The 25504-nt window shown below is 58.3% G+C and carries 19 protein-coding genes; 9 read left to right on the forward strand and 10 right to left on the reverse strand.

Annotation, left to right across the window (positions count from 1 at the left end; all coding sequences use genetic code 11):
• Nucleotides 1–20 precede the first annotated feature (20 nt).
• The 7 genes from HU755_RS11475 to orn form a co-directional block, all read right to left on the reverse strand.
• On the reverse strand, nt 21–4772 hold the full coding sequence (locus HU755_RS11475) for an RHS repeat-associated core domain-containing protein (protein ID WP_186632574.1): 4752 nt from the start codon (nt 4770–4772) through the stop codon (nt 21–23).
• An 80-nt stretch (nt 4773–4852) separates the two neighbouring features.
• Nucleotides 4853–5842, reverse strand: a complete 990-nt coding sequence (locus tag HU755_RS11480; protein ID WP_186632577.1) for a hypothetical protein — start codon at nt 5840–5842, stop codon at nt 4853–4855.
• Nucleotides 5843–6183: 341 nt separating this feature from the next.
• Entirely contained in the window at nt 6184–8610 is a 2427-nt protein-coding gene (locus HU755_RS11485; protein WP_186632579.1) for a leucine-rich repeat domain-containing protein, read from the reverse strand.
• Nucleotides 8611–8795: 185 nt separating this feature from the next.
• Nucleotides 8796–9077, reverse strand: a complete 282-nt coding sequence (locus HU755_RS11490) for a hypothetical protein (RefSeq protein WP_186632582.1) — start codon at nt 9075–9077, stop codon at nt 8796–8798.
• A 350-nt stretch (nt 9078–9427) separates the two neighbouring features.
• A complete protein-coding gene (locus HU755_RS11495; RefSeq protein WP_186632585.1) occupies nt 9428–9826 on the reverse strand; it encodes a hypothetical protein in 399 nt (132 codons plus the stop codon).
• Nucleotides 9827–9991: 165 nt separating this feature from the next.
• Nucleotides 9992–10606, reverse strand: coding sequence for a trimeric intracellular cation channel family protein (locus HU755_RS11500; RefSeq protein WP_186547712.1), 615 nt, complete (start codon nt 10604–10606; stop codon nt 9992–9994).
• 214 nt (nt 10607–10820) lie between these two features.
• The gene (gene orn / locus HU755_RS11505; RefSeq protein WP_186547680.1) at nt 10821–11363 is read right to left on the reverse strand and encodes an oligoribonuclease; all 543 of its coding nucleotides are present in this window, start codon (nt 11361–11363) and stop codon (nt 10821–10823) included.
• A gap of 107 nt (nt 11364–11470) precedes the next feature.
• On the opposite strand from orn, the gene rsgA reads away from it, so the two are divergent.
• The 4 genes from rsgA to HU755_RS11525 all read left to right on the forward strand — a co-directional run bounded on the left by rsgA (nt 11471) and on the right by HU755_RS11525 (nt 14567).
• The gene (gene rsgA, locus HU755_RS11510; protein WP_186547682.1) at nt 11471–12502 is read left to right on the forward strand and encodes a small ribosomal subunit biogenesis GTPase RsgA; all 1032 of its coding nucleotides are present in this window, start codon (nt 11471–11473) and stop codon (nt 12500–12502) included.
• Between the two features lie 210 nt (nt 12503–12712).
• Nucleotides 12713–13120 (forward strand): TIR domain-containing protein, encoded by a 408-nt coding sequence (locus HU755_RS11515; RefSeq protein WP_186547684.1) that lies wholly within the window; start codon nt 12713–12715, stop codon nt 13118–13120.
• 2 nt (nt 13121–13122) lie between these two features.
• Nucleotides 13123–14082, forward strand: coding sequence for a caspase family protein (locus HU755_RS11520; protein WP_186547686.1), 960 nt, complete (start codon nt 13123–13125; stop codon nt 14080–14082).
• Nucleotides 14082–14567: a toll/interleukin-1 receptor domain-containing protein gene (locus HU755_RS11525; RefSeq protein ID WP_186547688.1), complete on the forward strand. Its 486-nt coding sequence runs from the start codon at nt 14082–14084 to the stop codon at nt 14565–14567. The genes HU755_RS11520 and HU755_RS11525 overlap by 1 nt, the downstream gene beginning before the upstream one ends.
• Nucleotides 14568–14651: 84 nt before the next feature.
• Here the strand turns inward: HU755_RS11525 and motB are convergent, their stop codons facing one another.
• Together motB and motA are read right to left on the reverse strand one after the other, a co-directional pair.
• Nucleotides 14652–15692, reverse strand: coding sequence for a flagellar motor protein MotB (gene motB, locus HU755_RS11530; RefSeq protein WP_186547690.1), 1041 nt, complete (start codon nt 15690–15692; stop codon nt 14652–14654).
• A gap of 3 nt (nt 15693–15695) precedes the next feature.
• On the reverse strand, nt 15696–16547 hold the full coding sequence (motA, locus tag HU755_RS11535; RefSeq protein ID WP_186547692.1) for a flagellar motor stator protein MotA: 852 nt from the start codon (nt 16545–16547) through the stop codon (nt 15696–15698).
• A 166-nt stretch (nt 16548–16713) separates the two neighbouring features.
• On the opposite strand from motA, the gene HU755_RS11540 reads away from it, so the two are divergent.
• From HU755_RS11540 to HU755_RS11555, 4 genes are all read left to right on the forward strand, one after another.
• On the forward strand, nt 16714–18252 hold the full coding sequence (locus HU755_RS11540) for an HDOD domain-containing protein (protein ID WP_186632588.1): 1539 nt from the start codon (nt 16714–16716) through the stop codon (nt 18250–18252).
• A 42-nt stretch (nt 18253–18294) separates the two neighbouring features.
• The gene (gene rhdA / locus HU755_RS11545; protein ID WP_186632591.1) at nt 18295–19128 is read left to right on the forward strand and encodes a thiosulfate sulfurtransferase; all 834 of its coding nucleotides are present in this window, start codon (nt 18295–18297) and stop codon (nt 19126–19128) included.
• Nucleotides 19128–19988 (forward strand): archaetidylserine decarboxylase, encoded by an 861-nt coding sequence (gene asd / locus HU755_RS11550; RefSeq protein ID WP_186632594.1) that lies wholly within the window; start codon nt 19128–19130, stop codon nt 19986–19988. The genes rhdA and asd overlap by 1 nt, the downstream gene beginning before the upstream one ends.
• Nucleotides 19989–20054: 66 nt before the next feature.
• Nucleotides 20055–21803, forward strand: coding sequence for a molecular chaperone (locus tag HU755_RS11555; protein WP_186632597.1), 1749 nt, complete (start codon nt 20055–20057; stop codon nt 21801–21803).
• A 104-nt stretch (nt 21804–21907) separates the two neighbouring features.
• On the opposite strand, the gene serB is transcribed toward HU755_RS11555, so the two are convergent.
• Entirely contained in the window at nt 21908–23122 is a 1215-nt protein-coding gene (gene serB / locus HU755_RS11560) for a phosphoserine phosphatase SerB (protein WP_186547702.1), read from the reverse strand.
• 134 nt (nt 23123–23256) lie between these two features.
• Here serB and HU755_RS11565 point away from each other — a divergent pair, with 134 nt between their 5' ends.
• Nucleotides 23257–24759: an AhpA/YtjB family protein gene (locus HU755_RS11565; protein WP_186632600.1), complete on the forward strand. Its 1503-nt coding sequence runs from the start codon at nt 23257–23259 to the stop codon at nt 24757–24759.
• Nucleotides 24760–25504 lie beyond the last annotated feature (745 nt).

Raw genomic sequence — 25504 nt, forward strand, 5'->3', positions numbered from 1 at the left:
AAAGGGCAAGCACAGAGTGCTCATACGCGCGTTGTAACCATATTTTTGGCCGATCTCATTATTGCGTTGGTCTCCCCGTCGGTCCAATGACCGCCCGCCTGCAGGACCTTGCAAACTCTCTGTTTACTGTCCTCCAGAAGATAAATACGCTCTCCCCGTCCTTTCGAGGCCGTAAAAAAAACATGCGTTACTTTTCTTCCATCACCGGCTGCGCCGAATTCCTCGTAATACATCCTCGACTTCCTGGCTGCCTGTAGGGGGGACATATTGCTTTCCACGAGTCCGAAGAATTCGTCGGCCATCGTCTTACGAACGGCAAAGAGGTAGTCTTCTGCCTCGGGCCTGACTAATTGCCAAGGCTGATCTGCCACGTCCTCCACGGGCGCCTTGGCTTTTTTCGCATTCCCCTTAAGACGTCGTGCCGCTCTGGCTGCGTCCTCCTTTTTAGGACTGAGACCTTTACTAAAGGCTGAAGCCATCTTCCTGCCCGCATTCACAGCAGCTTTTGCACCCGCCGCCAAACCTGCACCGAGCGAAGCCAGTCCCAGGCCAAAACTGATCCAGCCCAATATCTCGCCGGCTTGAGAACCCGGGTCCAGCCCATTGACCACCTCGCTGGCAATACCGGCCAAGCCTGAAGCGACCGCCAGTCCCAATGCCGCCACTGCCCATGGCGTCGCCGCGCCCATCGTCACCACGCTGGCAACAATCCCGAGAATACTGAGACCGATGCCCAGGACCGATTGCCAAGAGATATGCCCGGTAGGGTCAACCCGATTGACAGGGTCGCCCAGGCAATAACTGTAGGCATTGACTCCGCCACCGCCGAATGGACTCATGCTATCGGGGGCAAGAAAACGCATCAGTGTCGGGCTATAGGCCCTATAACCATTGCCCAACAGATACAACCCGGTAACCGGATCCAGCTGCTCGCCGTTGAACCCTGCCAGGCTGAACAATCCGCCGTCGGCAGGACGGTGCCCATAAGGGCTGTAGGCGCAATCGGTGAGCTGTTCCTTGCCCAGCGTTGCCAGCACGCTTTGCTGCTGATCGGTGCCAAACAGCTGCGCGCCGACATTCAAACCACGTTGCTGTTGCCCTACGAGCGTTCCACCGTGACGGACAATACTGGATGAATTTTCACCACTCACCTCATTGGCGACCCGGCCTGCGTAGTAGTAACGCTGCGTAGTCACCTGATCGGGTTGCGACAGCTCAACCAGATCATCGAAACCGTCGTAATGGTAGCCACGAATGACTGAACCGCCTGCGCCGGACAATTGCTCGAGCCGTCCAAAAGCGTCATAGGCCAGGGTTCGCCCCTGGTCGTCCTTGATCATCCTGCCGCTGGCGTCGTACTCCAACGTCACTGCCGGCGGATAGTCGGCATGGGAATGTTTGACTGCGCTGAGCTGTGCAGGATCAGGATTGTCATAACTGAACGTAGTCAGATTGACGCCCAGCGGGAACTTCGTCTGCACGGTAAGAATGTTGTCCAGCACATCGAAGGTGAACGTCTGCCGAACAATTTCCTTACCGTATGGATCACGGGGCTTCTGCATGCCGGTACAGTCGTACTGGATCAGACGCCCGCGCGCATCGTAGGCGAATTGCTCATCGCGCAATACTTGCGTGCCACGCCTGGACACTTTCTGCGCCAGTTTGCCAGCAAGCGTATAAGTCGATTCCAGCGTCTGGTCGGGCTGGCCCTGAATCTCGAATGTACGGCGGGTTTCGCGACCGATATCGTCATAGGCGAATCGGGTGATCATCTGCCGCTTGATCGACGTATCTTCGGTTTTCGTCCAGCCCAGCATCCCCGTCTGGACGTCGTAGTGGAATTCGGTTTTCAACGAACCCTGCGTGGTAAATAGCAGGCGGCCGTGCTGATCATAGTCGGATCTGCATTCGGCTCCGAGTACATCGACATGGGTGATCGGTCGCCCCTGCAAGGAATAGGTACTGGACGTTTCTTTACTGATAGCGCCGAAGGTCGTCGTTTCGGTTTTGACGCGTCCGGAGGGGTAATAGGTAAAGCTGCGTTCCCGGCCCTTTTCGGTACAGGTCAAGGGATTGCCACTGACGGGGTCGTACGTCATGGTCGTGAGCAATGCGCCGACCTTGCGCTCCGTCAGTAAACCGCCCAGATCGCGCAAATAGGTGAATTCGGTTTTGTTGCCATCAGCACTCCTGTGCCACTGCGGTTGAGTGAAGCCCGCTTCATAACCAGCCTCGGACTTTCGTCCACCCACGGTACTTTGTATTAATCGACTTAAACCGTCATAAGCTTGCTGCCCCAACACTATGTCATCGACCTTGATGCCAGTCGGTAGCCCCTCGTCGCTATGCCCGGCATAGTCGGTCACGACCGTACTGGCGTCGGGCAGGACACTGCGGATTATCCGGTCAAAAACGTCGTACTCATATCGAGTGGTATTGCCCAGAGGGTCTGTCTGGCTGGTTGTGCGCCCGTACCCGTCATAGGTGAAAGCGGTTTTGCCGAGACTCTTGTTCTTCAGATTGAAGCGCTCGACACTGAGTGGCTTACCGAAATCATTGACGAGGGTGAGTGTCTTGCCCATTCCCTGAAACCAATGGGATTGCTGGCGAAGAACCGGGTCCGCCTCACTATGCTCAATACGCCCATCGGCATGCAGCGTCTTGCTGACCTGGCCCCAGAAATCGAATTCGTAGCGGGTGCTGACCGGATAAGGCTTGTTATCGCGCCAATCGGTCAGCGTCACTTCCACCTTGTGACCGACCGAATCATGCAGGGCGCAATAAAGCGTGCGAGCCTCGATGAGACCGTCCTTGTCGGGATGGTCGCAGTCCTTTTCCTGAACGGTGATGACCCGTTCCAGGCCGTCATAGGTCACTCTTTGCTCGCCACCGCCTGGATCCGTGGTCACCACTGTCGCCGGCTGCTGTTTGGTGGCGGCCAGATAGGCCCATTGGGTGGCAGCCGCATAAGGTGTGCCAGAAGCGACTGTTTTGCACACTGCACGGCCGATGGCGTCGTATTGATGTTCGATGTGCTCGCCATCGACACCCGTTTCCGAAACCAGTAATCCGGTTAGCGTCGAGAGTACTTTTTCACTGGTCTGCAGCGTGCCGTCAAATCCGCGTGTGCTGGACTTGACCCGCAATCTCTCCCCCTCGAGTTCATAGGAAAATTCGGTAGAGGTTTTTTTATCATTCAGGGTGACACTCTGCTCTTTCGTAGCCCCGTGCTTGAGTGGGTCCTCAGGCGAGTTCAGATAACTGCGTTCGGTTTTCGAGCGTAAGACCTCAACGCCTTCCACCACTTCGCACAAACGCTCCTCAACCGGTACGACAGATGCCAGTTCCGTATCCTTCAATGCTGGATGCAGTGCATAGTCGTAGTACGTGACAGTCGACGCCCCCCCCGACGCGGCAGCAGTGACCGTCCTCTTTCTCGGGAACCGGGTAAAACCCAGCGGATCCTCTGGGCAATTATCGCCACCACTGGCCGGATAAAATTCCGTCGAAGTCGTGACCCCACTCGGCTCAACCTGCTTGAGCAGGTTGCCTTCCTGATCGAACTCGGTGACGGTGGTTTCCACACGCTTTTGCTGGGTGCGTCGATCAAGGTACGTCACCGTATGCACCTTCGGCATGCGGAACTGAGCCACCTGGTCATTGAATGGCTTGGTGACGGAGCAGTGATATTCGGTGGCGGTTTCGATCTGCGCGTCACCACAGGTGGTCGTCTCTGCGACGAGGAGATGAAACTTGTTGTAGGTGCGTTTGATGCGGGTGTGAACTTTGCCTTTTACCACCCACTTCTCATCCGAGGTGTATACGTAGTAGCCGGGCGCCTGATAGAGAGGATCCCCATCACTGTCTCTGGCCGGCAGCAGTCCCTGGCCGAGAAAGTTATGGTCGGAGTACTCGTAAGTCTTGCAGAGCCTGGGTTGGCCACGCCCTGGGTAAATATCGTGAGCGATGACAAACGGCAATGTCCGGTCAACGCCACTGACGAAGCGATGGCCTTGGCGCTTGTAGCGAATGATCTCTACACCGCGCAATGGGTTGACAAGGCGGTGCAAATAACTGGCCCCGTCAATCACCTCATATTCCAGCTCCCAACCTTTACCGAGCGGTAGCTCGATAGCCGTTACCCGAGCGTTTTTCAAGATCAACTTGTAGTTGGAACTGGAAGCAGTGTCGGGATGCCGGGTCAATACCACCTGGCCTGCCTTGCGTGTGACCCTCAAGAGGCAGCGCTTGGTGTCATTGATTTCGATCAACTTGGGAAACCCGTTGAACAACTCATGCCTCAGCGTAACGCTGACACCGTTCGCCGCAATTATTTTCTCCGCTACGGCGAAATGACTGCCCGCCAGGACTTTCAGCAACTCACGCCGACCATCCTTGTATCGGACTTCATAGCGCCCTGCCCCAGTTACCAATACCCTCGCGGTTTGCAGCTTCATTTCCTTGAACTTCAGGCCGGCAGGCGTCTCGACAGCCTTGTAGCGTTCACCGTTGGACAAGGTCATGACTTTGCTCTGCAAGTCATAACAGGGCATGGTCAGCGACCAGCCCGTACCGAAACCGACATCCGCCTGATTGAGCGGATTAAAACCCAGTGAAAATGCAAACTCGGGGCCATTGAGATCCGCTGAATGAAACTTTCCCAACGAAAGGGCGCAGGTGTACATGCCCGTGCGGGGATCAACGCCTCCGGAAACAAATTCACCAAAGTTGAAAGCGTTTGAATGAACAGCGGAAGATGAAGTGTTTGCCATGGAAAATCGTCCTTTACTTTCAGATTCAGAAAATTGCCAGTCCAATGGATCAGCGATGACTCGCTGATCCCATGACGAAATCAGGCAAACTGTCTCATCGGCCGCCTCGATTCACTCAGAACCAGAATGAATCGCTCGTTATCACCATCGATTGAAAGCCTGTGCTCCGAACCGAACTCATCGATCACTGCAAACTCGAATCCATCTTTATTTTTCGGATCAGCCTGCAAGTCAGCAGAAGCATATTGAACGAGGGTCAATTGTCCTGGCACTCCATTGATCGGGATATTCTGGTTACCGACGAGAGTGCGAAGCGTGGCGTTCACGCCATAAATCGGCGCCAGAAAGCCATAAAATCCTGTTCGACTATTTAATGAAGTGGAAGAAATTTTCCCAGACACATAAATCTTCACCGCGTCTGCAGAGTCATAAGGATGGAGTTTTACTTCACTGCTGTACCAGTCGAGCAGATGGATCTGCCGGCCATCCGCGTGAAGACCAATATGAAAACGTTGAACCCAGTCGTATCGGGCTCTCTGCTGTTGCTCAGCATATTTGGTCAGAGAGAAGCTGCTAACTGGATATTTTTTCGGCGGAATCGCCTCCAGCGTGACACTGCTGTCGAAGCCGACTCCGTTGGATCGCAACACCACGTCGTTCATGACAATCTCGGCTGCGACTTCCATGATTCCAGGTCGGGCAGCCGAAACCCAGAACTGAAAAATCTGTACCGGGTCAGAGTCGTCGCTTATCCGGTTATGCGTGACGCGCGGGACTTCAGTCAGCCGAGTTGTACCCCCCGTCATTTCGTGAGCATAACGGTTCTCCTGAAGCGATACGCTCCAGTCTCCTTCCAGAGGCCGAGAGCCGTTATAGGCGATCAATCGCAGCGACTGCAACGCCGGATGTCCATACAGTGACGCGCCGTCGCCATTGTTATCGATGCCGTGAAGAAGAACCAATACACGCACCTGCATGCGACCGTTGGCATAGAGCACCTTGTGCTGGCCAGAATTTGCGGCGTCGAGTTTCACCTCGATACGGGAGATATCAACTTGTTCATCAATCATTTTACGATACCTTGCTGGTTGATAGATTTCGCCCTTTGAGGACTCAGCAAAGTATTGAGGCTTAACTTAAATTAAAACAGCCGAGACATTCGACAAATTATGAGACGGTAATAATTTAACACCCCCGTCACCAACTTACACAAATGCTCATATACTCAAAAATTTCAAATATCACGACGCAAACTTTAACAACCTCGCTCCTGAACCTCCGATTCCAGCACGCGGGGACTTTTCTCCCCTTCCGACTTAAGCTACACAGAGTCAGAAGGGGAGGTCACCGAACAGCTACCCTTGTCAGTATATGTTATGAAAATAAAGAACCCGTCACTTCCACCAACATTTCAGTCACTGTCCGACCCTGTCGAAATACCGCTTTCAGAAGATTCACTATCGGAGTCAGATTGTGAAACCACATCCTCCACCTGGATTTCCACCTTCCGATCCATACTGGAGTTTTCTAAATACTGACTAATCCGTTGCCTTGACGCTTCACTCAGCGGGTTATTCACTAAACCAACGAATAGATCCTGAGTATCCGGTATCTCAAACAACTCATATCCCACGTCGGAAATATTATTATCATGCAACGCCACGACACCCAGTTTCCTTAGCGCATCTATGCCTGAAGGTACGTTGGAAAGATTTGCGTTGCTCAGCATCAATCCGGTTAAACCTGCCATGTAGCCTACCTGCGGAGCAACTGTCAGAGGGTTGTTTGCCAGATTCAATCGGGTAAGCGTTTCGATTCTGGACAATCCCTCAACGGTGACCTCGGATAGTGTTAGCGAGCACCCGTCCAGTGTTAGCTCGCTTAACTGGCGCATTTGAAATATTCCTGATGGGAATTCCCCGATTTCAATGCCAAAAATCCCTATTGATTGAACATTGGGAAAACTGTCAAGAAACGCCCCCATCCGTGCGCCCGGTTTTTCTACGGTCAGGATCAACTCCGTTACATATTCAAATCTGCTGGAAAGCCTTGGTAACTCACCCGAAAAATCGACATAGTAAGAAAAATGATAGTCTCCCTCCCCCCACTTTGACACCGACTTGCGCTGCCAGATATCTCGCAGCTTTGCGCTGAATCGCTCGCGAGCCTGGCGTCGCTCCGCCTGTGTGGTAGCGCCGTCTGGTTCCGATACCAGGGTATGAGGTGGCGGCCCATCGGCATTCCATATCGCCAGTTCATCGCACAACGTCGCAAACTCTTTTTCCAGACGAATCAATACACCGGCCGGATCATTCTTCAAACGTTCGTTGATGAACTTTGCCGCCTCCTCATGCGAAAGCTGCGGATAAAGATCATGTACCCGCTCCACGACGGACTTTGTCGATGCCGGTTGGCTGTCTCCCCCCCCATGCAACTGACCCCTTTGCCCGAATTGCACGGTGCCAAGGTCGACGTGGGGTAGCGGTGCGAGCCCGAGCAATTTGCTCACGGCTGCGCGCGTCGGCAGCGGCTGGGCACGGATCAATTGTCGCAGCGCTGCACCACCGTCTTTTGTCACACCGAGTAGCTGGCGTTGTTCGGGCAGCAACAGCAAGCAGACTGCCGAACACAGATCTTTCGATCCCTGAGGTGAAGAGCCATCGCCACGGTGAGTGGCATAACCATCATTCTGGCGAATCAGTACGTGACGAAACGGTGAACGGGCATCGCCTATAGCGCCCAGAACGTCAGAGTCCGTCGCCCCCCGGCGAATCTCGATACGCATTTGCTGCGGCCAATTGGCAAGGTTGCCGAGCATATGCAGCATTAATCGATCACTGTCCGGGTTCGATACTGCCTCTAAATAAAGGCCTTCCCCGGCCCTGGCCAGACGGATTTCCCGCAGGGCTACCAGGATCTCTTGCGCAACTCGCTGTGGCATGCCCGGTTGATTGTGCATATGCAAACGCTCGCTGGCGCTGGTGGTGCGCCATATCGCTTGTGCGGCAGTTTTCGGCAGACCCGGAAATACCCGGCGCAGGCGAAGAGTGTTTTCATCACAGTCGGCTTCGAACGCTTCTTCCAGGTTTTTGAACCGGCCGAACCGCTCAGAGGGTATCGGGTGCCCCTCTGCCTGAATCAGGTAATCAAGCTCGAATCGCCTGATGGTGTCCTTCAGCAAAAAAGGTGCGGGACGCTCATTGACGAGCACATCGCGCAGTAACGATTCAGTGACCCCGCTCACGGCTAACATGCGTCCGACCGTCGCGTCGCTGAACTGCGCTACGGAACGGCCCATCTGGCGAAAAAGCTGTGCGGTTTGCGCTGATATAGAATCGAGAAAAATGACGCTCTGGCTATCGAGCGGGCGCCACAACTGCCCCTCCTCGCCCGGTATCAGCCATGGACCGGAGGGTTCGAGTTCGCGGGAGTTTGTTGCCCTGAACAGGCCGCTGCCTGGATCGGTGACGACCTGAACAAACTGGCCATCGGCAATCGCGACATATTCGCGCCCCTTGAATACCCAGACGCCCCGAGAGCCGACCTTCATCAAACTCGTGGGCGCCAGCACCCGGAAACCCGCCAGCGCCTCCCCCGCTGTGGCATGAATCAATTCATCTGCGACGGGATTCATCAGACTGACGCTGATCGCCTGCTCGGGATTAACCGAATCCACAATCGCAGGTTTCGGCCTGATCTCCGCAAGTCGAGGCTCGGTAAGGTGCGGCAGTGGTGAAAGGACTGTTTCGCTGTCCAGCGGCCGACGCGAGCCGTCAACGTCGAGATCCGGTTTTTTCGAAAGGCCGGTTGCAGGGTTACGGGGTGGTTTGCCAACCATTAATGCTCATCCTTGAGTGGTGGTGTGCTGGCTCCGCAGCACCGCGGAGCCAGCAAACGTTTGTCTGTAAAGTATCGAACTTCAATCAATCATGGGATTGCCGAAGTTTCAGCTTACAGACTTGCACCCTCTTCACCGGCATATATATCTACCACTTGTAACAGCTCAAGTTTGTCGCGCTGAAGTTATCCGCGTTCCAAATAAAATTGGCGCGCTGCAAAATCCGTACGAAGGGCAAGTTTATGCTCAGTACCATACTGATCGATGGCCTGAAAGTGAAATACTTCAGCGTCGCTGCTTGCTGGCTCAATAGTGGAATACCCGGAGAGCGCCTGCACCACGGTCAACTCCCCGTCTCTGTCACTGACCTTGACCGAATAGCGTTTCTTCTTGGTTGATACATATAACCAGCCCTGCGCGCCGAAACTGAGTATATCGGAGAGCGGCGGGCCGTCGAACGGCAACATACTTCCTGCGTCTTTTGTTCAGGCAGAACAAAGATGCCTTGAAGATGATTGGTTGAAGACTCCCGCAGCTTGTTGCCTTTGGCAAACAAACGGCTGCCCCGGCCGCCTTCCGAAATCCAGTCCACCAGTTTGATTTGCTGCCCGCCCTGCGGATACAGCCCCAGATAATAGCTCCAGATGCGATTGCCCGGCTCTTCGTTCCCGCGCCGGACCGAGTACCAGCGGAAACTGTCGATGGAATAGGCAACGGGTTCCTTCGCAATCAGGCTCACGCTGCTGTCGTGGACACTGGAAAGCGTCGTGCCGTTACTGCGAATGACCTGCTGGTTTATCGTCACACGTGCGGCAACCTAGGTTTCTCCGGCACCGGCCGAAGATACCCAGAAGGTCCGTACCTGCGGATGCACGGAGTCATCCTCATCGGGCACAGTATTGGCGCTGTAGTGCGACTCCAGGGTGAATTTACCTTGCTCATCGCTGGCCTTCCAGCCATTGCTCAGCGGTTGGCCGCTGCTGTAATGAATGAGGCTGATGCTGTCCATCACTTCGGCCGGTACATGAACCGCATTGCCATCGGCATCGGCACCCGCTACAAGTACTTGCACTTTGACTTGCATGCGGCCATTGCCGAAGAGTTCTTTGCTGCGCGAGCTTTCTGCCGCATCGAATTTAACTTTCAGCAATGTAAGGCTTTCAAAAGCCCCGACCATGGCTGGCTGAACCTGTGTTTCTTCCGTGACTTCACCCATGTTTGCACTTCCTTTGCTTTCGTATGATTTCAGAAAATCGACATCAGAGTTGATGCCCCTGAATTAATAACATTCAGCGCAAAGAAAGCGAAAAGCAAAACTGTAAGAAACATGCATTTACGCAGGCACGATTACAGCAAAAAAACCTGCTTGCCCCAATCGGAATCAGTGTTCGTCGTTATAAACGAACTTAGGCATTTCCCAATGAAAACGAATGGCCAAAAGACGTAACAGAAATCCGCCAAACAGAGTAATCAGAATCGCTTGCTCGCCTGGCACATTCAAGTACAGACACAGCATGTAGCACCACGCTGCGGCGAAGGAAACGCTCGCATAAAGCTCACGTCGAAAGATAAGAGGAATGTCATTGCAGAAGATGTCACGCAGGATGCCCCCGAATACCCCGGTGATCACGCCGCTGACCGACGCCACCAGCATGCCGTGGCCCATTTCCAGCGCGGTCATGCAACCGATCAGGGTGAACGCCACCAGACCGACCGCATCGAGTACCAGAAACAGCGAACGCAGGTGACGCATCCAGCGCGCAGTGAATACGGTAAACATCGCCGCGACCGACGTCAGCACCAGGTACTCCGGGTGTTTGACCCAGGTCAGCGGGTAATGCCCCAGCAACACGTCACGCACCGAACCGCCGCCCAGCGCCGTAATACAGGCGATCAGCACCACGCCAAACCAGTCCATGCCGCGGCGGCCGGCAGACAACGCGCCAGTCATGGCTTCGGCGGTAATGGCGATCAGATAGAGCATCAGCAGCATGATGGCGGTCCAGACAGGAAGGCGCGCAGTCTAGCCATTTCATCACCGCACCAGAAGAGGGCAGAGGCGCATTGCCCTTTTGTGGCGAGGGAGCTTGCTCCCGCTGGAGGGCGAAGCACTCCCCTACATTTTTCAGCCATGACGGATGTGCAGATTTACGACTGCTACGCAGCCGGGCGGGAGCAAGCTCCCTCGCCACAAAAACCTATCAAGCGCATCAGAACTTGATGAAATGCTTGCGATAGTGCTGCAACTCGGCGATCGATTCACGAATGTCGTCGAGCGCCAGGTGCGTGCTGCCCTTCTTGAAGCTGTCGCGCACGTCAGGTGCCCAGCGCGCGGCCAGTTCCTTGAGCGTCGAGACATCGAGGTTGCGGTAATGGAAATAGCTTTCAAGCGCTTTCATGTGGGTATAAAGGAAGCGCCGATCCTGGCAGATGCTGTTGCCGCAGATCGGTGACTTGCCCTTCGGCACCCACTGTTCCAGAAAGGCGATGGTCTGGGCTTCGGCTTCGGCCATGCTGATACGGCTGTCACGTACACGCTGGGTCAGGCCGGAGTTGCCATGGGTGCGAGTGTTCCATTCATCCATGCGCGCGAGCACTTCGTCGCTGTGGTGAATGGCGATCACCGGACCTTCGGCCAACGTGTTGAGGTCGCTATCGGTAACGATGGTGGCCATTTCGATGATCACGTCGTTGTCCGGGTCCAGACCGGTCATTTCCAGGTCGATCCAGATCAGGTTCTGCGGGTTTTGCATATTCGGGCTCCTAGGCAATGCTGCGCAGTTTAGCCTAGGCAGGTGGCCGGGCGTGCTAAACTCGCGGCCGTTTTACCTAATCGCTGCATTCTTCAGACGGAACACCCATGGCCAAACGCCAACTCAATCGTCGCCAAAACTGGCGCATCGAAAAGATTCAAGGCGAGCGCGCCGCACGCGCTGCCAAACGCGAGTCCTCGGCGGTCGAAGCCCTCGAGGGCGGCGACCTGGGCCCGGAACAGCACGGTCTGGTGATCGCCCACTTCGGCGTGCAGGTTGAGGTCGAGGCCACCGACGGCGAACTCGCCGGACAAGTGTTCCGCTGCCATTTGCGCGCCAACCTGCCGGCGCTGGTGACGGGCGACAAAGTCGTCTGGCGTGCCGGCAACCAGGGCATCGGTGTGATCGTCGCACAACTGCCGCGCAGTACCGAACTCTGCCGCCCGGACAGCCGGGGCCAGCTCAAGCCGGTCGCGGCCAACGTTGACATGATCGTCATCGTTTTTGCGCCGCTGCCCGAGCCCCACGCCAATCTGATCGATCGCTACCTGGTCGCTGCCGAACACGCCGGCATTCGTCCGTTACTGCTGCTGAACAAATTTGATCTGATCGACGAACACAACGCCCCGGCCCTCAACGCGCTGCTGGCGGTGTATCGCACACTGGGTTATCCGGTGCTGGAAGTCTCGGCGCATCACGGCAATGGCATGGAACAGCTGCAACAGCAGCTCGACGGACGCATCAGCGTATTCGTCGGCCAGTCCGGCGTCGGCAAGTCGTCGCTGGTCAACAGCCTGCTGCCGGACGTTGAGACCCGCGTCGGACCGTTGTCCGAACTGTCCGGTCAGGGCACGCACACCACGACCACCGCACGCCTGTTTCACTTCCCCGGCGGCGGTGAGCTGATCGACTCCCCGGGCATCCGCGAATTCGGCCTGGGCCACGTCAGCCGCGCCGACGTCGAAGCCGGCTTCATCGAGTTTGACGACCTGCTCGGCACCTGCCGTTTCCGCGACTGCAAGCACGACCGCGAGCCGGGTTGCGCGCTGCTCAAGGCGCTGGAAGACGGCCGCGTGCAACAGCAGCGAATGAACAGCTACCGCTCGATCATCGCCAGCCTGCCCGAAAACAACCATTAAACAGGCGCACCGGCGGCCCCTTCCAACGGGCTGCCGGTTGTCGGATCGCACCTGACAAAACCCTGCCAAACTTAAACGTCAGATCTTTCCGAAAGACCTGCACTCGTTCGCTTGCAGGGCTTTTCTGTTTCGCCGCGCGGATCTTGTGAGCGCGCTCCAGAAGCCTACATTCGGGTCCTCCTTCGCACTTTCGCGACTTCCGAGGACCCTATGCAAACCTACCATTTGTTCATCAGCCATTCGTGGAACTACTCAGACAGCCACGACAATCTGGTCCGTCTGCTCAACGCCCATCCGACGTTCACCTACAAGAATTTTTCCGTGCCGCCGCACAACCCTATCGTCGGCGCGCGCACGGACAAGCAACTTGAAGAAGCCATCGAAAACAAGATTCGCCCCTGCTCGGCAGTGCTGATCATGGCCGGCATGTATTCGACCTACAGCAAATGGATCAACAAGGAAATCGAGATCGCCAAACGCATGGGCAAGGTGATCATCGCGATCAAGCCCTTTGGTGCCGAACGTATTTCCACGGTCGTGCGCAATGCGGCTCATGCCGAGTGCGCGTGGAACACCAACAGTATCGTCAGCGCGATCCGCCTGCACACGGCGGTGTAACCATGCGCAAGGGACTGTTTATCGGCATCAACGATTACTCGAACATTTCTGCGCTGAGCGGCTGCTGCAACGACGCCATGGCCATGGCCTCGGTGCTGAAGACCGACGCCAATGGCGACCCCAACTTCAAGAACATCGTGCTGACGTCCGCTGAAGATTATCTGAGTCGAGAGAAACTGGAGGACCAGATTCGCGAGCTGTTTTCCGGCGACTGCAACGTCGCACTGCTGTATTTCGCCGGACACGGCGGCTTCGATGCCGACACCGATGAAGGCATGCTGATCCCACAGGACTACCGCAGCGCCAAGGACGGCGTCCGTATCAGCGACGTCCTCAATTGGGCCAGCAAAGCCACGCGCATCAAAAACAAAGTGATCATTCTCGACTGCTGCCAAAGCGGCTCGGCCGGCGAGGTGCGCGCCTTGCGCAGTGAAAGCAGCACGGTCTGCGAAGGCATGACGATTCTGACCGCCTGCAAGAAAGAGCAGCCGGCGCTGGAGGGCGCGCAGCACGGCGTGTTTACCGGCCTGCTTTTGCAGGCGTTGCACGGCGGCGCCGCGAACATCCTCGGCAAGATCACTCCCGGCAGCCTGTACTCCTTCGTCGATAACGCCCTCGACGCCTGGGAACAGCGCCCGGTGTTCAAGACCAACGTTTCGCAGTTCATTTCCCTGCGTGAAGTCTCGCCGCTGATCCCCAAGGAAATCCTGCGCAAACTGCCCGACTGGTTCGCCGAGGCCGAGTCAGTCTTCGCGCTGGACCGAAGCTATGAACCTACCGAAGCGACCTTCGACCCGGCGCACGGCGAAATTTTCGCTCAGTTGCAGAAATGCAACCGCCACAGCCTGATCGAACCGGTCGACGCCGAGCACATGTACTACGCCGCGCTCAACGCCACCGGCTGCCGTCTCACCGCCCTCGGCGCCTATTACCGCGAACTCGCTCTGAAAGGACACTTCTGATGCCCGTATTTATCAGCTACCGCCACATGGATCGCGCCCATGCGATCAACATCAATACGCGCCTGACCCAAGCCAACATCAAGACGTACCTCGACGTGCTGGATCCGGAATCGCAGACCACCGACGACATCACCGGGGTGATCACCCGCAACATCACCGAATGCACGCATTTGCTGGCAGTGGTTTCAGAGAAAACGGCGTTGTCGTGGTGGGTGCCGTTTGAAATTGGTGAGGCGACCATTAGCAACCGACGGATCTGTACGTTCAAAACCGGGCCGGCTGAACTGCCGATCTATCTGGACAAGTGGCCAAAGCTGAGCACGGCCAGCGATCTGAATTTCTTTATCGAGGCGTATCGCGAGGAGGTGTCGAACAAGCGGTCGATGGCCCTGGATTCAATCAGCGAGTCGGTGAAGGGAGCTTACAAGCGCAATGCGGAGATGTTTCATGAACAGCTGAAAAACCGGATTCGCCGCGGGTTCTAGAATTTCCTCACTTTTGAAAAGCCCCGTGAGGGGCGGCCGCTGATCAGGCAAAAAAAAACCGACATCGCTGTCGGTTTTTTTTGATCACTGCTTCGGCGCTGGCGCCGCCGCGCCCGGGTCAGCAGGTTTAGGCGCGGCGTCATCGAACAGATTCAAGCGTTCACGCAACTCGTGAGCCGGCACTGGCTGCTTGTCCGCCGGCAGCGCGTTCGGGTCGACCGGAGCTGCCGGAGCAGCGCCGTTCTGACTCTGATCGGCAGGCTTCGCCGCGTCAGCACCTTGCGCACCTTCGATGGCCGCCTGGGCTTTCTTGGTCAGCACGACGATGTCGATACGGCGGTTGACCGGGTTGAACGGGTTGTCCCGGTCGAACAATGCCGACGAGGCGTAACCGACCACTCGCGCCACCTGCGCATCGGGATAACTGCCGGCGACCAAGGCACGCCGAGCGGCGTTGGCGCGGTTGGCCGACAGTTCCCAGTTGCCGTAATCGCCCGTGCCAATGTACGGCTTGGCGTCGGTGTGGCCGCTGATGCTGATCTTGTTCGGCACCGCTTTGATGGTGTCGGCCATGGCCAGCAGAATGTCTTCGAAGTACGGTTTCAGGCGTGCGGAGCCGGAGTCGAACATCGGCCGGTTCTCGGCATCCATGATCTGGATGCGCAAGCCGTTCGGCGTGATTTCGAAGAGGATCTGATCCTTGAACTTCTGCAGCTGCGGGTTCTCGTCGACCTTGTTCTGCAGTTCTTGCAGCAACAACTCCAGACGCTCCTTCTCAACCTGCTCGGCCATGCCTTCAACCTGTTCGGTATCGACCGTGACCTTGTCCGGTTGCGGCTGCGACTTCACTTCCGGGTTGAGGGTGTTTTCCGGGGCCAGGGTTGGCGTACCGCCCAGGTCAATGATGTACGGCGTGCCGCTTTCGGAGAAACCGACCGGGTCCTTGAAGTAACCGGCGATGGCGATCTTCTGCTCCGGCGTCGCGGTGGAGAGCAGCCACAACACCAGAAAGAACGCCATCATCGCCGTCGCAAAGTCGGCGAAGGCGATTTTCCAGGCCCCGCCGTGGTGCCCGCCGGCAATGCGCTTGACGCGCTTGACTATGATCGGCTGATTATTTTCCATGTCTTAACGACCGCGAACCGCTTGTTCCAGCTCGGCGAAGCTCGGACGGTGGGCCGGATACAGAACCTTGCGCCCGAACTCGACCGCCAGCGACGGCGGCATGCCGGACGCCGAAGCCACCAGCGAGGCCTTGATGGCTTCGTAGACGTTGAGTTCTTCCTTGGCATCGTGGGCCAGGGAGTGCGCCAGCGGGCCGAAGAATCCGTACGCCGCGAGAATACCGAAGAACGTACCGACCAGTGCCGCACCCACGTGCAGACCAATCGACGCCTGGTCACCTTCGCCCAGCGACGCCATGGTCACCACGATACCGAGTACCGCCGCGACGATACCGAAACCGGGCATGCCGTCAGCGATACCGTTGACCGCGTGCGATGGGTGCTCGAGATCTTCCTTCAGGCTGTACAACTCCATGTCGAACAGGCCTTCGAGCTCGTGCGGAGCCATGTTGCCGGAGGACATGATGCGCAGGTAATCGCAGACGAACGCGGTCATGCGTTCATCCTTGAGCACCGCCGGGTACTTGGCGAAGATCGGGCTCGCGGCGGCATCTTCGATGTCGCCTTCGATAGCCATCATGCCTTCGCGGCGGCTCTTGTTGAGGATCTCGTAGATCAGGCCGAGCACTTCCAGGTAGAAGGTGTGGCTGAAGCGCGAGCTGAACATGCTCAGGGATTTCTTGAGCACGTGCATCGTCATATAACCAGGGTTGGCCTGGAGGAACGCGCCAAGGGCCGCACCGCCGATGATCAACACCTCGAAGGGCTGGATCAGGGCGGCAATCTTGCCGTGGGAGAGCACGTATCCGCCGAGCACGCTCGCGAATACGACGATGATGCCGATAATTTTAGCCATAGGTAGAAGGTACTTACTTAAGTCGGGTTCAAGGTCATATTCGGAAGTTAAAAAATCTCTTCTTCTACTTATCGGCAAAACTGCGCCAGACTATAGCCAGTTCAGGCGAAAAGCCAATTTAGCCCATGCCGGGCGCGTCTACAGTCAGTGAAGATCTCGTCCAGACATGGCTAATGAAACGAACGTCCCATCCGCAATTCCGACCACCATCGCCGGCTGGGTCAAGCTGCTCGACAGCGTCCCCCTGCCCGTGCCGCAAGAGGCACACGACAAAGTCTGCCGGGCGATCCGTGACAATCGCAGCTCGCTGCGCGACATCGCCGACCTGATGCAGGACAGCCCGGCGCTGGCCTTGAGCATCATCCGTGAGGCGAATCGTCACACCCACGGCGCCATGGCTGCGCCGGCGGAAAACCTTGAGGTCGCGATCAATCGCCTTGGCCTGGCCCGCACCGAAGAACTGCTGGCGCGCCTGCCCGCCGCACCGCACATGCAGATCCCCAAGGCCCTGCGCCAGCTGCAAATGATCAGCCAGCACGCGACGCAACAGGCCAACGGTTTTTTCGCCAGTCGCCTGGCGCGGCTGTGGCAGGACATCCATTGGGGCAGCCTGCTGTTTCTCTCGCCGTTGTGGCCGCTGGCGCTGATCTTTCCCCGATTGCTCGAAGAATGGGAACTGCGGGTTATCCACAAGGGTGAACCGGCACAGGCCGTCGAAAAGCAACTGTTTGGCGTGCGCCTGCTGAGCATCGCGGCGGCGCTGGTGGAAGCCTGGCACCTGCCGATCTGGGTTCAGCAAGGCTACAAATTGCTGCTTGGTGAGCAGCGCGAGCTGGTCAAAGTGCTGCGCATTGCCCGCGACAGCGAGCATCCGCTGCGCCAGCAAAATCGCCTCGACGAAGACCCGACCCTGCGTCGCTGGCTCAATCAGCCGGCCAATACCGTGCTGCTGGCAAACGGCCTGGCACTGTCGGCGCAACAGGCCTGGGACTGTCCGCACAGCGCGCGCTGGCAATACCTGACCAGCCTTTATTTGCAGATGCCGATGGACGAGGTGCAGCAACAACTGCACCAGCAGGCCGCGAACAGTGCCCGTCATCACGCCATGCCCGATCTCTGGCATCCAGCGGTAGCGCTGCTGTGGCCGTGGGGCGCCCGGCGCTTGCCTGCGGGAATGTTACCGGCGGCAGCGCCGAACGCCGAAGACTTGAGCCAGTGGCGTCGGCAATGCGCCGAACTGCTGGCCGAACCCAGCCGTTTCACCAACGCCATGAGCCTGACCGTCGCCGCACGTGACGCACTGGTGGCCAGCGGCATGCGCCGGGTGATGGTGCTGATGGCTGATCGCACCCATTCGACGCTGCGCGTGCAGCAGGCCGCCGGCCTGCCAAAAGAAGCCGCGGCGCTGAGTTTTGCCGTCAGCCAAAGCAAGGTCCTGCAACGCCTGCTCGCCCAGCAGGCGCAAGTGCGGATCACCCCTGAGAACAACGCGCAGTTTTCCGCGCTGCTACCGCCGAGCCTGCGCACGCTGTTTCGTGGCGAGCATCTGTTTCTGCGCTCGCTGGTCAATAACGGTCGGGTGATCATGATCGTTGTCGCCGATCAGGGTGGCGGGCCGTTCGCCGAGATCACCGTGCAAGCCTTCGGCAAAACCGCGCAGTGCATCGAAAAAGCCCTGCACAGCTTTAGCAGCCGTGGCCGATGAGGCTGCGCTACAATCCTCCCCTTTGTGCTCTGGAGACCTCACATGTCTGACTTCTCTGGCTTGCCGCTCGTCATCGAGCCGAGCGACCTGCTCCCGCGTCTCGAGTCTGACAACCTGATTCTGGTGGACCTGACCAGCGCAGCCCGCTATAGCGAAGGTCATTTGCCCGGCGCACGCTTTGTCGACCCGAAACGTACCCAGCTCGGCCAGCCGCCGGCGCCGGGGCTGCTACCGGCCAAAGCCGATCTGGAAGCGCTGTTCGGCGAGCTGGGCCATCGCCAGGACGCGGTCTACGTGGTGTATGACGACGAGGGCGGCGGCTGGGCCGGACGCTTTATCTGGCTGCTCGATGTGATCGGTCACGACAACTACCACTATCTGGACGGTGGCCTGCCGGCATGGCTGGCCGCAGGCATGCCGATGTCGATCCAGGTGCCGGCGGCCGTTGGCGGCCCGGTATCGCTGACGCTGCACGATGAGCCGACCGCCACCCGCGAATACTTGCAAAGCCGTCTCGGCGCCGCCGATCTGGCGATCTGGGATGCGCGCGGGCCGCTGGAATATTCCGGTGAGAAGGTCCTCGCCGCCAAGGGCGGACATATCCCCGGTGCGGTCAATTTCGAATGGACTGCCGGGATGGACCAGACCCGTCAACTACGCATTCGCAAGGACATGCCACAGATACTCGAACAGCTCGGGATCACCAAGGACAAAGAAATCATTACCCACTGCCAGACCCATCACCGGTCGGGCTTCACTTATCTGGTGGCCAAATCCCTCGGGTATCCGCGGGTCAAGGGCTACGCCGGTTCATGGGGCGAATGGGGCAACCACCCCGACACGCCTGTCGAGATTCAAGCTTCCAAGGACAACTAATGAAAGAGCGTCTGTTTATCCTCAGCCAATACCTGCTGCCGCACCACTTGCTGTCGCGTCTGGCCGGCTGCATTGCCGAGTGCCGCGTGCGCTGGTTCAAAAATGCCTTCACACAATGGTTCGCCAAGCGCTATCAGGTGGACATGTCCCAGGCGCTGGTCGAAGACCTGACCGCTTACGAGCACTTCAATGCATTCTTCACTCGTGCGTTGAAAGACGGCGCGCGTCCGCTGGACGAAACCCCAGGCGCGATTCTCAGCCCGGCCGACGGTGCGGTCAGCCAGCTCGGTCCGATCGAACACGGTCGCGTATTCCAGGCCAAGGGCCACAGTTTCAGCGTGCTGGAGCTGCTCGGTGGTGATGCGGCCAACGCCGCGCCGTTCATGGGCGGCGACTTTGCCACCATTTACCTGTCGCCGAAGGACTACCACCGCGTGCACATGCCGCTGGCCGGCACCCTGCGTGAAATGGTCTACATCCCGGGCCGGATTTTCTCGGTCAACCAGACCACTGCCGAAAACGTCCCGGAACTGTTCGCCCGCAACGAGCGCGTGGCGTGCATCTTCGACACCGAGCGCGGGCCGATGGCTGTGGTGCTGGTCGGCGCGATGATCGTCGCTTCGATCGAAACCGTATGGGCCGGTCTGGTCACGCCGCCCAAGCGCGAACTGAAAACTTTCCGCTACGACGAAGCCGCCCGCGCACCGATTCATCTGGAAAAAGGTGCTGAACTGGGGCGCTTCAAGCTGGGTTCGACGGCGATCGTGCTGTTCGGCCCGGATCAGGTGAAGTGGGCTGAAGGGCTGGTGGCTGGTTCGCCGGTGCAGATGGGCCAGGGTCTGGCACTGCCGAAAGTGTGACAACCTTTGCGGAAGCAGCCAGCGCTGCTTCCGCAAAGTGCTGTATTTGCTGCTATGGTTTTTGGCATGAGCCAGACCATATCCTCCCCCCAGTTGCGTGCTCCTACTCCTACCCAATCGCGTCTGTCGTTTTGCGACGCCAGCCCGCGCGACCTCAAGCGCTGGATCGCCGGCCTGCCCAAGGCCAACATCGGCGAAACCGCCCGCCTGCTCTATCAAGGCCTGGGCGAACTCAACGTTTTGCTAACGCCCAGCAATAATCGTCTGCAACTGCTGGAGCTGTTGCGGCCCGAGGTGTATTTCGTCTGCCAGCATCTGGAACGGCACTTTCTGCACCAGGCGATCATGCTCGATGAGCGCTCGCGCAAGGTCAGCAACCTGTGTCAGGCACTGCAAGGCCATCTGGCGATCGGCTATAAACAGATCGTCCTGCGCATTGCGCCCAAGTACAGCAAGGACCGCGCAGCACTGGTCAGCACCGCGCTGCAACGCGCCGCTCATGCACTCAAGGGACAATTGGTGCGCGCCACGCAGCTGTACAGCTCACCGCCCGAACAGGTGTGGTTCGAACTGCATCAGTTGTATCGCAGCGCCACCGAATTGCAGTTGCAACAGCGCCCGGTGCGCGATGACCTGGCCTTTCTGACCAGCGAACTGAGCGTCGAACAGACCTACGTCGCCGCCCTGTTGCTGGGCAGCGCCCGTTGCAACCAGCTGCGTCAGAGCCAGATTGCCCGGCTTGCCGAGGTAATCGAGCCATGGAGTGCTCTGCTCAAGCTAAATCCGGGCCGCGCCGACGGCGGTTTGTTTGCGATCAGCCCGGACCTTGACGTCGGTCCGCGCTACCGGAAGATGTTTCGCAGCGAACAACAGAGCGCACTGCTGGGCTTCGACCCACAAGCGCTGGTCCAGCAGCTCGAAACGCACTTGCTGCATCAGCCGACCTCGCCGCCCTTACCCATCTCCGCCGGCCTGAGCGTCGACACGCTGCAACATCTGCACGCCACTTGGGGACAGACTGCCGAACGCAGCTTTCAGCGCATTGCCGGTCAAGGCGCATTGACAGTGTGCGTCGGCATGAGTGCGTTGCATTTCTATCTCGCCGGCGAGCGTACCTTCAGCGAACTGCTCAAGCACCCCGGCGCCCGTGCGGCGAATTTCAGCCGCGTGGTAGCCAAGGGTGAAAAGGACAGCTGGAGCCAAGCGTTTGACGCGGCACCGCAAGGCAACGATGAGCTGCTGCCTTATGAGGAAATCCAATACGACCAATTGGCCGAAGACGAAAGCCCAGGCCATGCGCCGAACTATCCAACCTACGCCTTGCCCGTAATCAACCACAGCCCCGGCGGTTATTGCCTGGCCTGGCCAAGCGAGGTGCCGGCCGAATTGCAGGCCGGGGAAATGCTCGGCATTCAGGACAGCGAGAGCAAGGGCTGGAGCATTGCGGTGATTCGCTGGATTCGTCAGGTGCGCGGCAGCGGTACGCAGATGGGTATTGAACTGGTTGCGCCACACGCCCAGCCCTGCGGACTGCAACTGGTGCGTACGAAGGACGATCACAGTCAGTACTTGCGCGGTTTACTGCTGCCGGAAATCAGCGCGATCGATGTGCCGGCGACGGTGCTCGCACCGCGCCTGCCGTTTCAGGAGGGCAACAAGGTGGTCATCAACACACAAGGCGAAGAACACCGCGCCGGACTGGATCGGCGGGTGGCGAGTACGCACAGTTTCAATCAGTTCGCTTATCGCTCGCTGGAGGCTGCGCAAAATGCCGGGGGGGAGGAAGATTTTGATTCGTTGTGGAAATCGCTCTAGACCGAGGTGCGGCCTTCGCGAGCAGGCTCGCTCCTACAGGAGAATGAGGTCTCCTGTGGGAGCGAGCCTGCTCGCGAAAACGGCCGGATCAATCGATAGAAGGCTTAGAGCTGACCGTCGCGATCGCGCAAGCCCAGCAGATACAACACTCCATCCAGCCCCAGCGTTGAGATCGCCTGCTTCGCCGACTGCTTGACCAGCGGCTTGGCGCGAAACGCTACGCCCAGCCCGGCAATCGCCAGCATCGGCAGATCATTCGCGCCGTCGCCGACGGCAATGGTCTGCTCCAGACGCAACCCTTCCTTGTGCGCCAGTTCCCTGAGCAGGTCAGCCTTGCGTTGCGCATCGACGATCGGCTCGATCGCCACGCCGGTGCACTTGCCGTCGACCACTTCCAGCTCGTTGGCGAACACGTAGTCGATGCCAAGCCTGGCTTGCAGTTGCTTGGCGAAATAAGTGAAGCCGCCGGACAGGATCGCGGTTTTGTAGCCCAGGCGCTTGAGTTCGGCGAACAGGGTTTCGGCGCCTTCGGTCAAGCGCAGCGAGGCGCCGATCGAGTCGAGCACGCTGACGTCCAGACCTTTGAGCAAGGCCAGGCGCTCTTTGAAACTGGCGCGAAAATCCAGCTCGCCGGCCATGGCCCGCTCGGTGATTTCCGAGACCCGATCGCCGACGCCGGCGGCCTTGGCCAGTTCGTCAATCACTTCCGCCTCGATCAGGGTCGAGTCCATGTCGAACACCGCCAGACGCCGATTGCGGCGAAACAGCGAATCTTCCTGGAAGGCGATATCGACATTCAACGCCTGCGCGACGCTGAGGAATTCGGCGCGCAGTGCTTGCGGGTCAGCCGCTTCGCCACGCACGGAAAACTCGATGCAGCCTTTGCCCTTGTCAGCCGGCGTGTCCAGCGGCATACGTCCCGACAGACGGTCGATATGATCGATGTTCAAACCGTATTTGGCAGTGATCGCACTGACTGCCTGCAATTGGCCGGCGGTCACTTTGCGGGTCAGCAGGGTGACGATATGGCGTTTCTTGCCCTGATTGCCCACCCACTGCTGGTAATCCTCTTCGGACACCGGGGTGAAGCGCACTTGCTGGTCAAGTTCGTAGCCCTTGAACAGGATGTCCTTGAGCACCGACTTGCCCTGCTCGGAATCGGGGATTTCAACCAGAATGCCGAACGACAGGGTGTCGTGGATCACCGCCTGACCGATGTCGAGAATGTTCACACCACCTTGTGCCAGGACACCCGTAATGGCCGCTGTCAGACCCGGACGGTCGACTCCCGTGATGTTAATCAGGACGATTTCGCGCAACGCGCACCCCCGCAGCTGGAAAAAAACCGCATTCTACCCACTTTCAGTGACCATCGGGCACCGCGAGCGCTTTGCCGGTCTAGGGCCTGTCGCTATACTGCGCGTCAACTTCACGGACAAAGAGCCGAGCTCAAGTGAACCGGCCCACGCCAGTTAAAACCGATAACTTCTTCCTGCTGATCTTCCGTGCACTGCGCCACCGCCGTGTGCCGATTGCATTGCGCATTGCCAGCCACAACGTGATCCTGGTCGCTCTGGCCCTGGTGATCTATGCCGGGGTGATGGGGCTGCAATTCAAGCAGGCCATGCACGAGCAGGCCGATGCGCTGGGCGAGAGTCTGACCACGCAGACGGCGACATCCGCCACCGAACTGCTGGTGTCCAACGACATTCTCAGCCTCAACGTGCTGCTCAACAACCTGACCAAGAACAAACTGGTGGCCCATGCGGCGATCTACAGCGTGGACAACCGTATCCTCGCCGAGTCCGGTCAGCGCCCCAAGCACAGCCTGTTGGGCGAAGCCGAGGGTATGTACGAGAGCAAGATCACGTTTCAGGACGTGACCGCCGGCCAACTGCGTATCAGCCTGGACATGGATCAGTTCCAGCAGCCGATGACCATCAGCCTGCAGAGCATGGGCATCCTCAGTGCAATCCTGCTGGCGCTTTCGCTGGCCTTGAGCCTGCGTATGGGCCGCTATCTGTCCACGCCACTGCTGCAATTACGCGTGTGGCTGCGCCGGATCGACGAACACACGCCGGGCATTGATCGTCAGGATGAAATCGGCGATCTGGCGCGCCAGCTGCACGCCAGCTACGCCCCGGAGCCAGCCCCTGAGCCGGAACCTGAATTCGACGATGAGGACGAGCCGGAATTCGAGGTGCGTAATTTGCGCGATCCGAGTTTTGACGAAACCCGTCCGTTGGCTGCACAGAAACCGGCACCGCGGCACTTGGTCAGCACGGTTGAAGATGACGACGACGATGACGCCTTCGCCGACCTGCGCGACGAGTCGCTCAACGGCGCCGTGCAACCGCTCACTCGCAAACCGACCCCGAACGTGCCGCAACACACCGCCGTGCTGGCTGTGCAATTGGGTTCCCAGGAGCAACTGCGCCGCCTGCCCCGGGCACGCCTGGAAGAGTTGCAGGAGCGCTATCGCGACTGCCTCGAACAAGCCGCCTCGCTGTATCAGGGCGAAATCGAGACCCTGAACGATGGCAGCACGCTGATGCTGTTCCACACCGAAGACAGCGGCGACGATTACCTGACCAACGCGATCTGCTGCGGCGAACTGCTGCGTGCGCTGGGTCATCAATTGCAGATCGAAGTCGCCGACAGCGGCATTACCCTGCAATTGCAATTGGGCCTGACCTTGGGCGATGAGTTGTTCGGCCTGAGTCAGATCGACCTGCTGCTGACCGACTCGGCCCAGGATGCCCTGGCCTTGTCGCAGCACAGCCGCAACCTGCTGCTGGTAGAACGCAAGATCAGCGATGATGTGCTGATCCGTCAGCGCGCGCGGATCCGCCCGATTGCCAGCCCTGAGGGCGCTTGCTGCGTCGAGCGCTTGATGGAGCCTTATCCCTCGATGCTGGAACGGCAACTGGCGCGGATGCATGAGCGCCGGGCGTAAATCTTAAGCCCGATACACCAAAGCCCGCCGACACGTGTTTGTCTGCGGGCTTTTTGTTGCCTGACACTGCGCCTTCGCGGGCAAGCCCGCTCCCACAGGGTTTTGCATTCACTCACACATTTGCGGCCCAGCGCAGATCCACTGTGGGAGCGGGCTTGCTCGCGATGGGGCCATCACATCCGACATCAGCGTCGTCTGGCATTCCGTCTTCGCGAGCAGGCTCACTCCTACAGGGTTTTGCATTCATTCACACATCTGCCATTCAGCGCAGATCCACTGTGGGAGCGGGCTTGCTCGCGAAAGGGCCGACACATCCAACATCAGTGTCGCCTGACACTCCGCCTTCGCGGGCAAGCCCGCTCCCACAGGGTTTTGTGTTCACTCAGATATCTGCGGCCCAGCGCAAATCCACTGTGGGAGCGGGCTTGCTCGCGAAAGGGCCGGCACATCCAGCATCAATGTCGCCTGACACTCCGTCTTCGCGAGCAGGCTCACTCCTACAGGGTTTTGTGTTCACTCAGATATCTGCGGCCCAGCGCAGATCCACTGTGGGAGCGGGCTTGCTCGCGAAAGGGCCGGCACATCCAGCATCAGTGTCGCCTGACACTCCGTCTTCGCGAGCAGGCTCACTCCTACAGGGTTTTGCATTCATTCACACATCTGCCATTCAGCGCAGATCCACTGTGGGAGCGGGCTTGCTCGCGATGGGGCCATCACATCCGACATCAGCGTCGTCTGGCATTCC

The organism is Pseudomonas sp. SWRI111, from assembly GCF_014268555.1.
Lineage (GTDB): Bacteria > Pseudomonadota > Gammaproteobacteria > Pseudomonadales > Pseudomonadaceae > Aquipseudomonas > Aquipseudomonas hamedanensis.

What these genes read in the sequence shown, in the direction of transcription:
- motB (WP_186547690.1), bottom strand. Translation starts at nt 15,692, where the DNA reads ATGGAAAATAATCAGCCGATCATAGTCAAGCGCGTCAAGCGCATTGCC.
- rhdA (WP_186632591.1), top strand. Translation starts at nt 18,295, where the DNA reads ATGTCTGACTTCTCTGGCTTGCCGCTCGTCATCGAGCCGAGCGACCTG.
- HU755_RS11480 (WP_186632577.1), bottom strand. Translation starts at nt 5,842, where the DNA reads ATGATTGATGAACAAGTTGATATCTCCCGTATCGAGGTGAAACTCGAC.
- HU755_RS11495 (WP_186632585.1), bottom strand. Translation starts at nt 9,826, where the DNA reads ATGGGTGAAGTCACGGAAGAAACACAGGTTCAGCCAGCCATGGTCGGG.
- HU755_RS11540 (WP_186632588.1), top strand. Translation starts at nt 16,714, where the DNA reads ATGGCTAATGAAACGAACGTCCCATCCGCAATTCCGACCACCATCGCC.
- HU755_RS11555 (WP_186632597.1), top strand. Translation starts at nt 20,055, where the DNA reads ATGAGCCAGACCATATCCTCCCCCCAGTTGCGTGCTCCTACTCCTACC.
- HU755_RS11485 (WP_186632579.1), bottom strand. Translation starts at nt 8,610, where the DNA reads ATGGTTGGCAAACCACCCCGTAACCCTGCAACCGGCCTTTCGAAAAAA.
- HU755_RS11475 (WP_186632574.1), bottom strand. Translation starts at nt 4,772, where the DNA reads ATGGCAAACACTTCATCTTCCGCTGTTCATTCAAACGCTTTCAACTTT.
- HU755_RS11490 (WP_186632582.1), bottom strand. Translation starts at nt 9,077, where the DNA reads ATGTTGCCGTTCGACGGCCCGCCGCTCTCCGATATACTCAGTTTCGGC.
- rsgA (WP_186547682.1), top strand. Translation starts at nt 11,471, where the DNA reads ATGGCCAAACGCCAACTCAATCGTCGCCAAAACTGGCGCATCGAAAAG.
- asd (WP_186632594.1), top strand. Translation starts at nt 19,128, where the DNA reads ATGAAAGAGCGTCTGTTTATCCTCAGCCAATACCTGCTGCCGCACCAC.
- orn (WP_186547680.1), bottom strand. Translation starts at nt 11,363, where the DNA reads ATGCAAAACCCGCAGAACCTGATCTGGATCGACCTGGAAATGACCGGT.
- motA (WP_186547692.1), bottom strand. Translation starts at nt 16,547, where the DNA reads ATGGCTAAAATTATCGGCATCATCGTCGTATTCGCGAGCGTGCTCGGC.
- HU755_RS11525 (WP_186547688.1), top strand. Translation starts at nt 14,082, where the DNA reads ATGCCCGTATTTATCAGCTACCGCCACATGGATCGCGCCCATGCGATC.
- HU755_RS11520 (WP_186547686.1), top strand. Translation starts at nt 13,123, where the DNA reads ATGCGCAAGGGACTGTTTATCGGCATCAACGATTACTCGAACATTTCT.
- HU755_RS11515 (WP_186547684.1), top strand. Translation starts at nt 12,713, where the DNA reads ATGCAAACCTACCATTTGTTCATCAGCCATTCGTGGAACTACTCAGAC.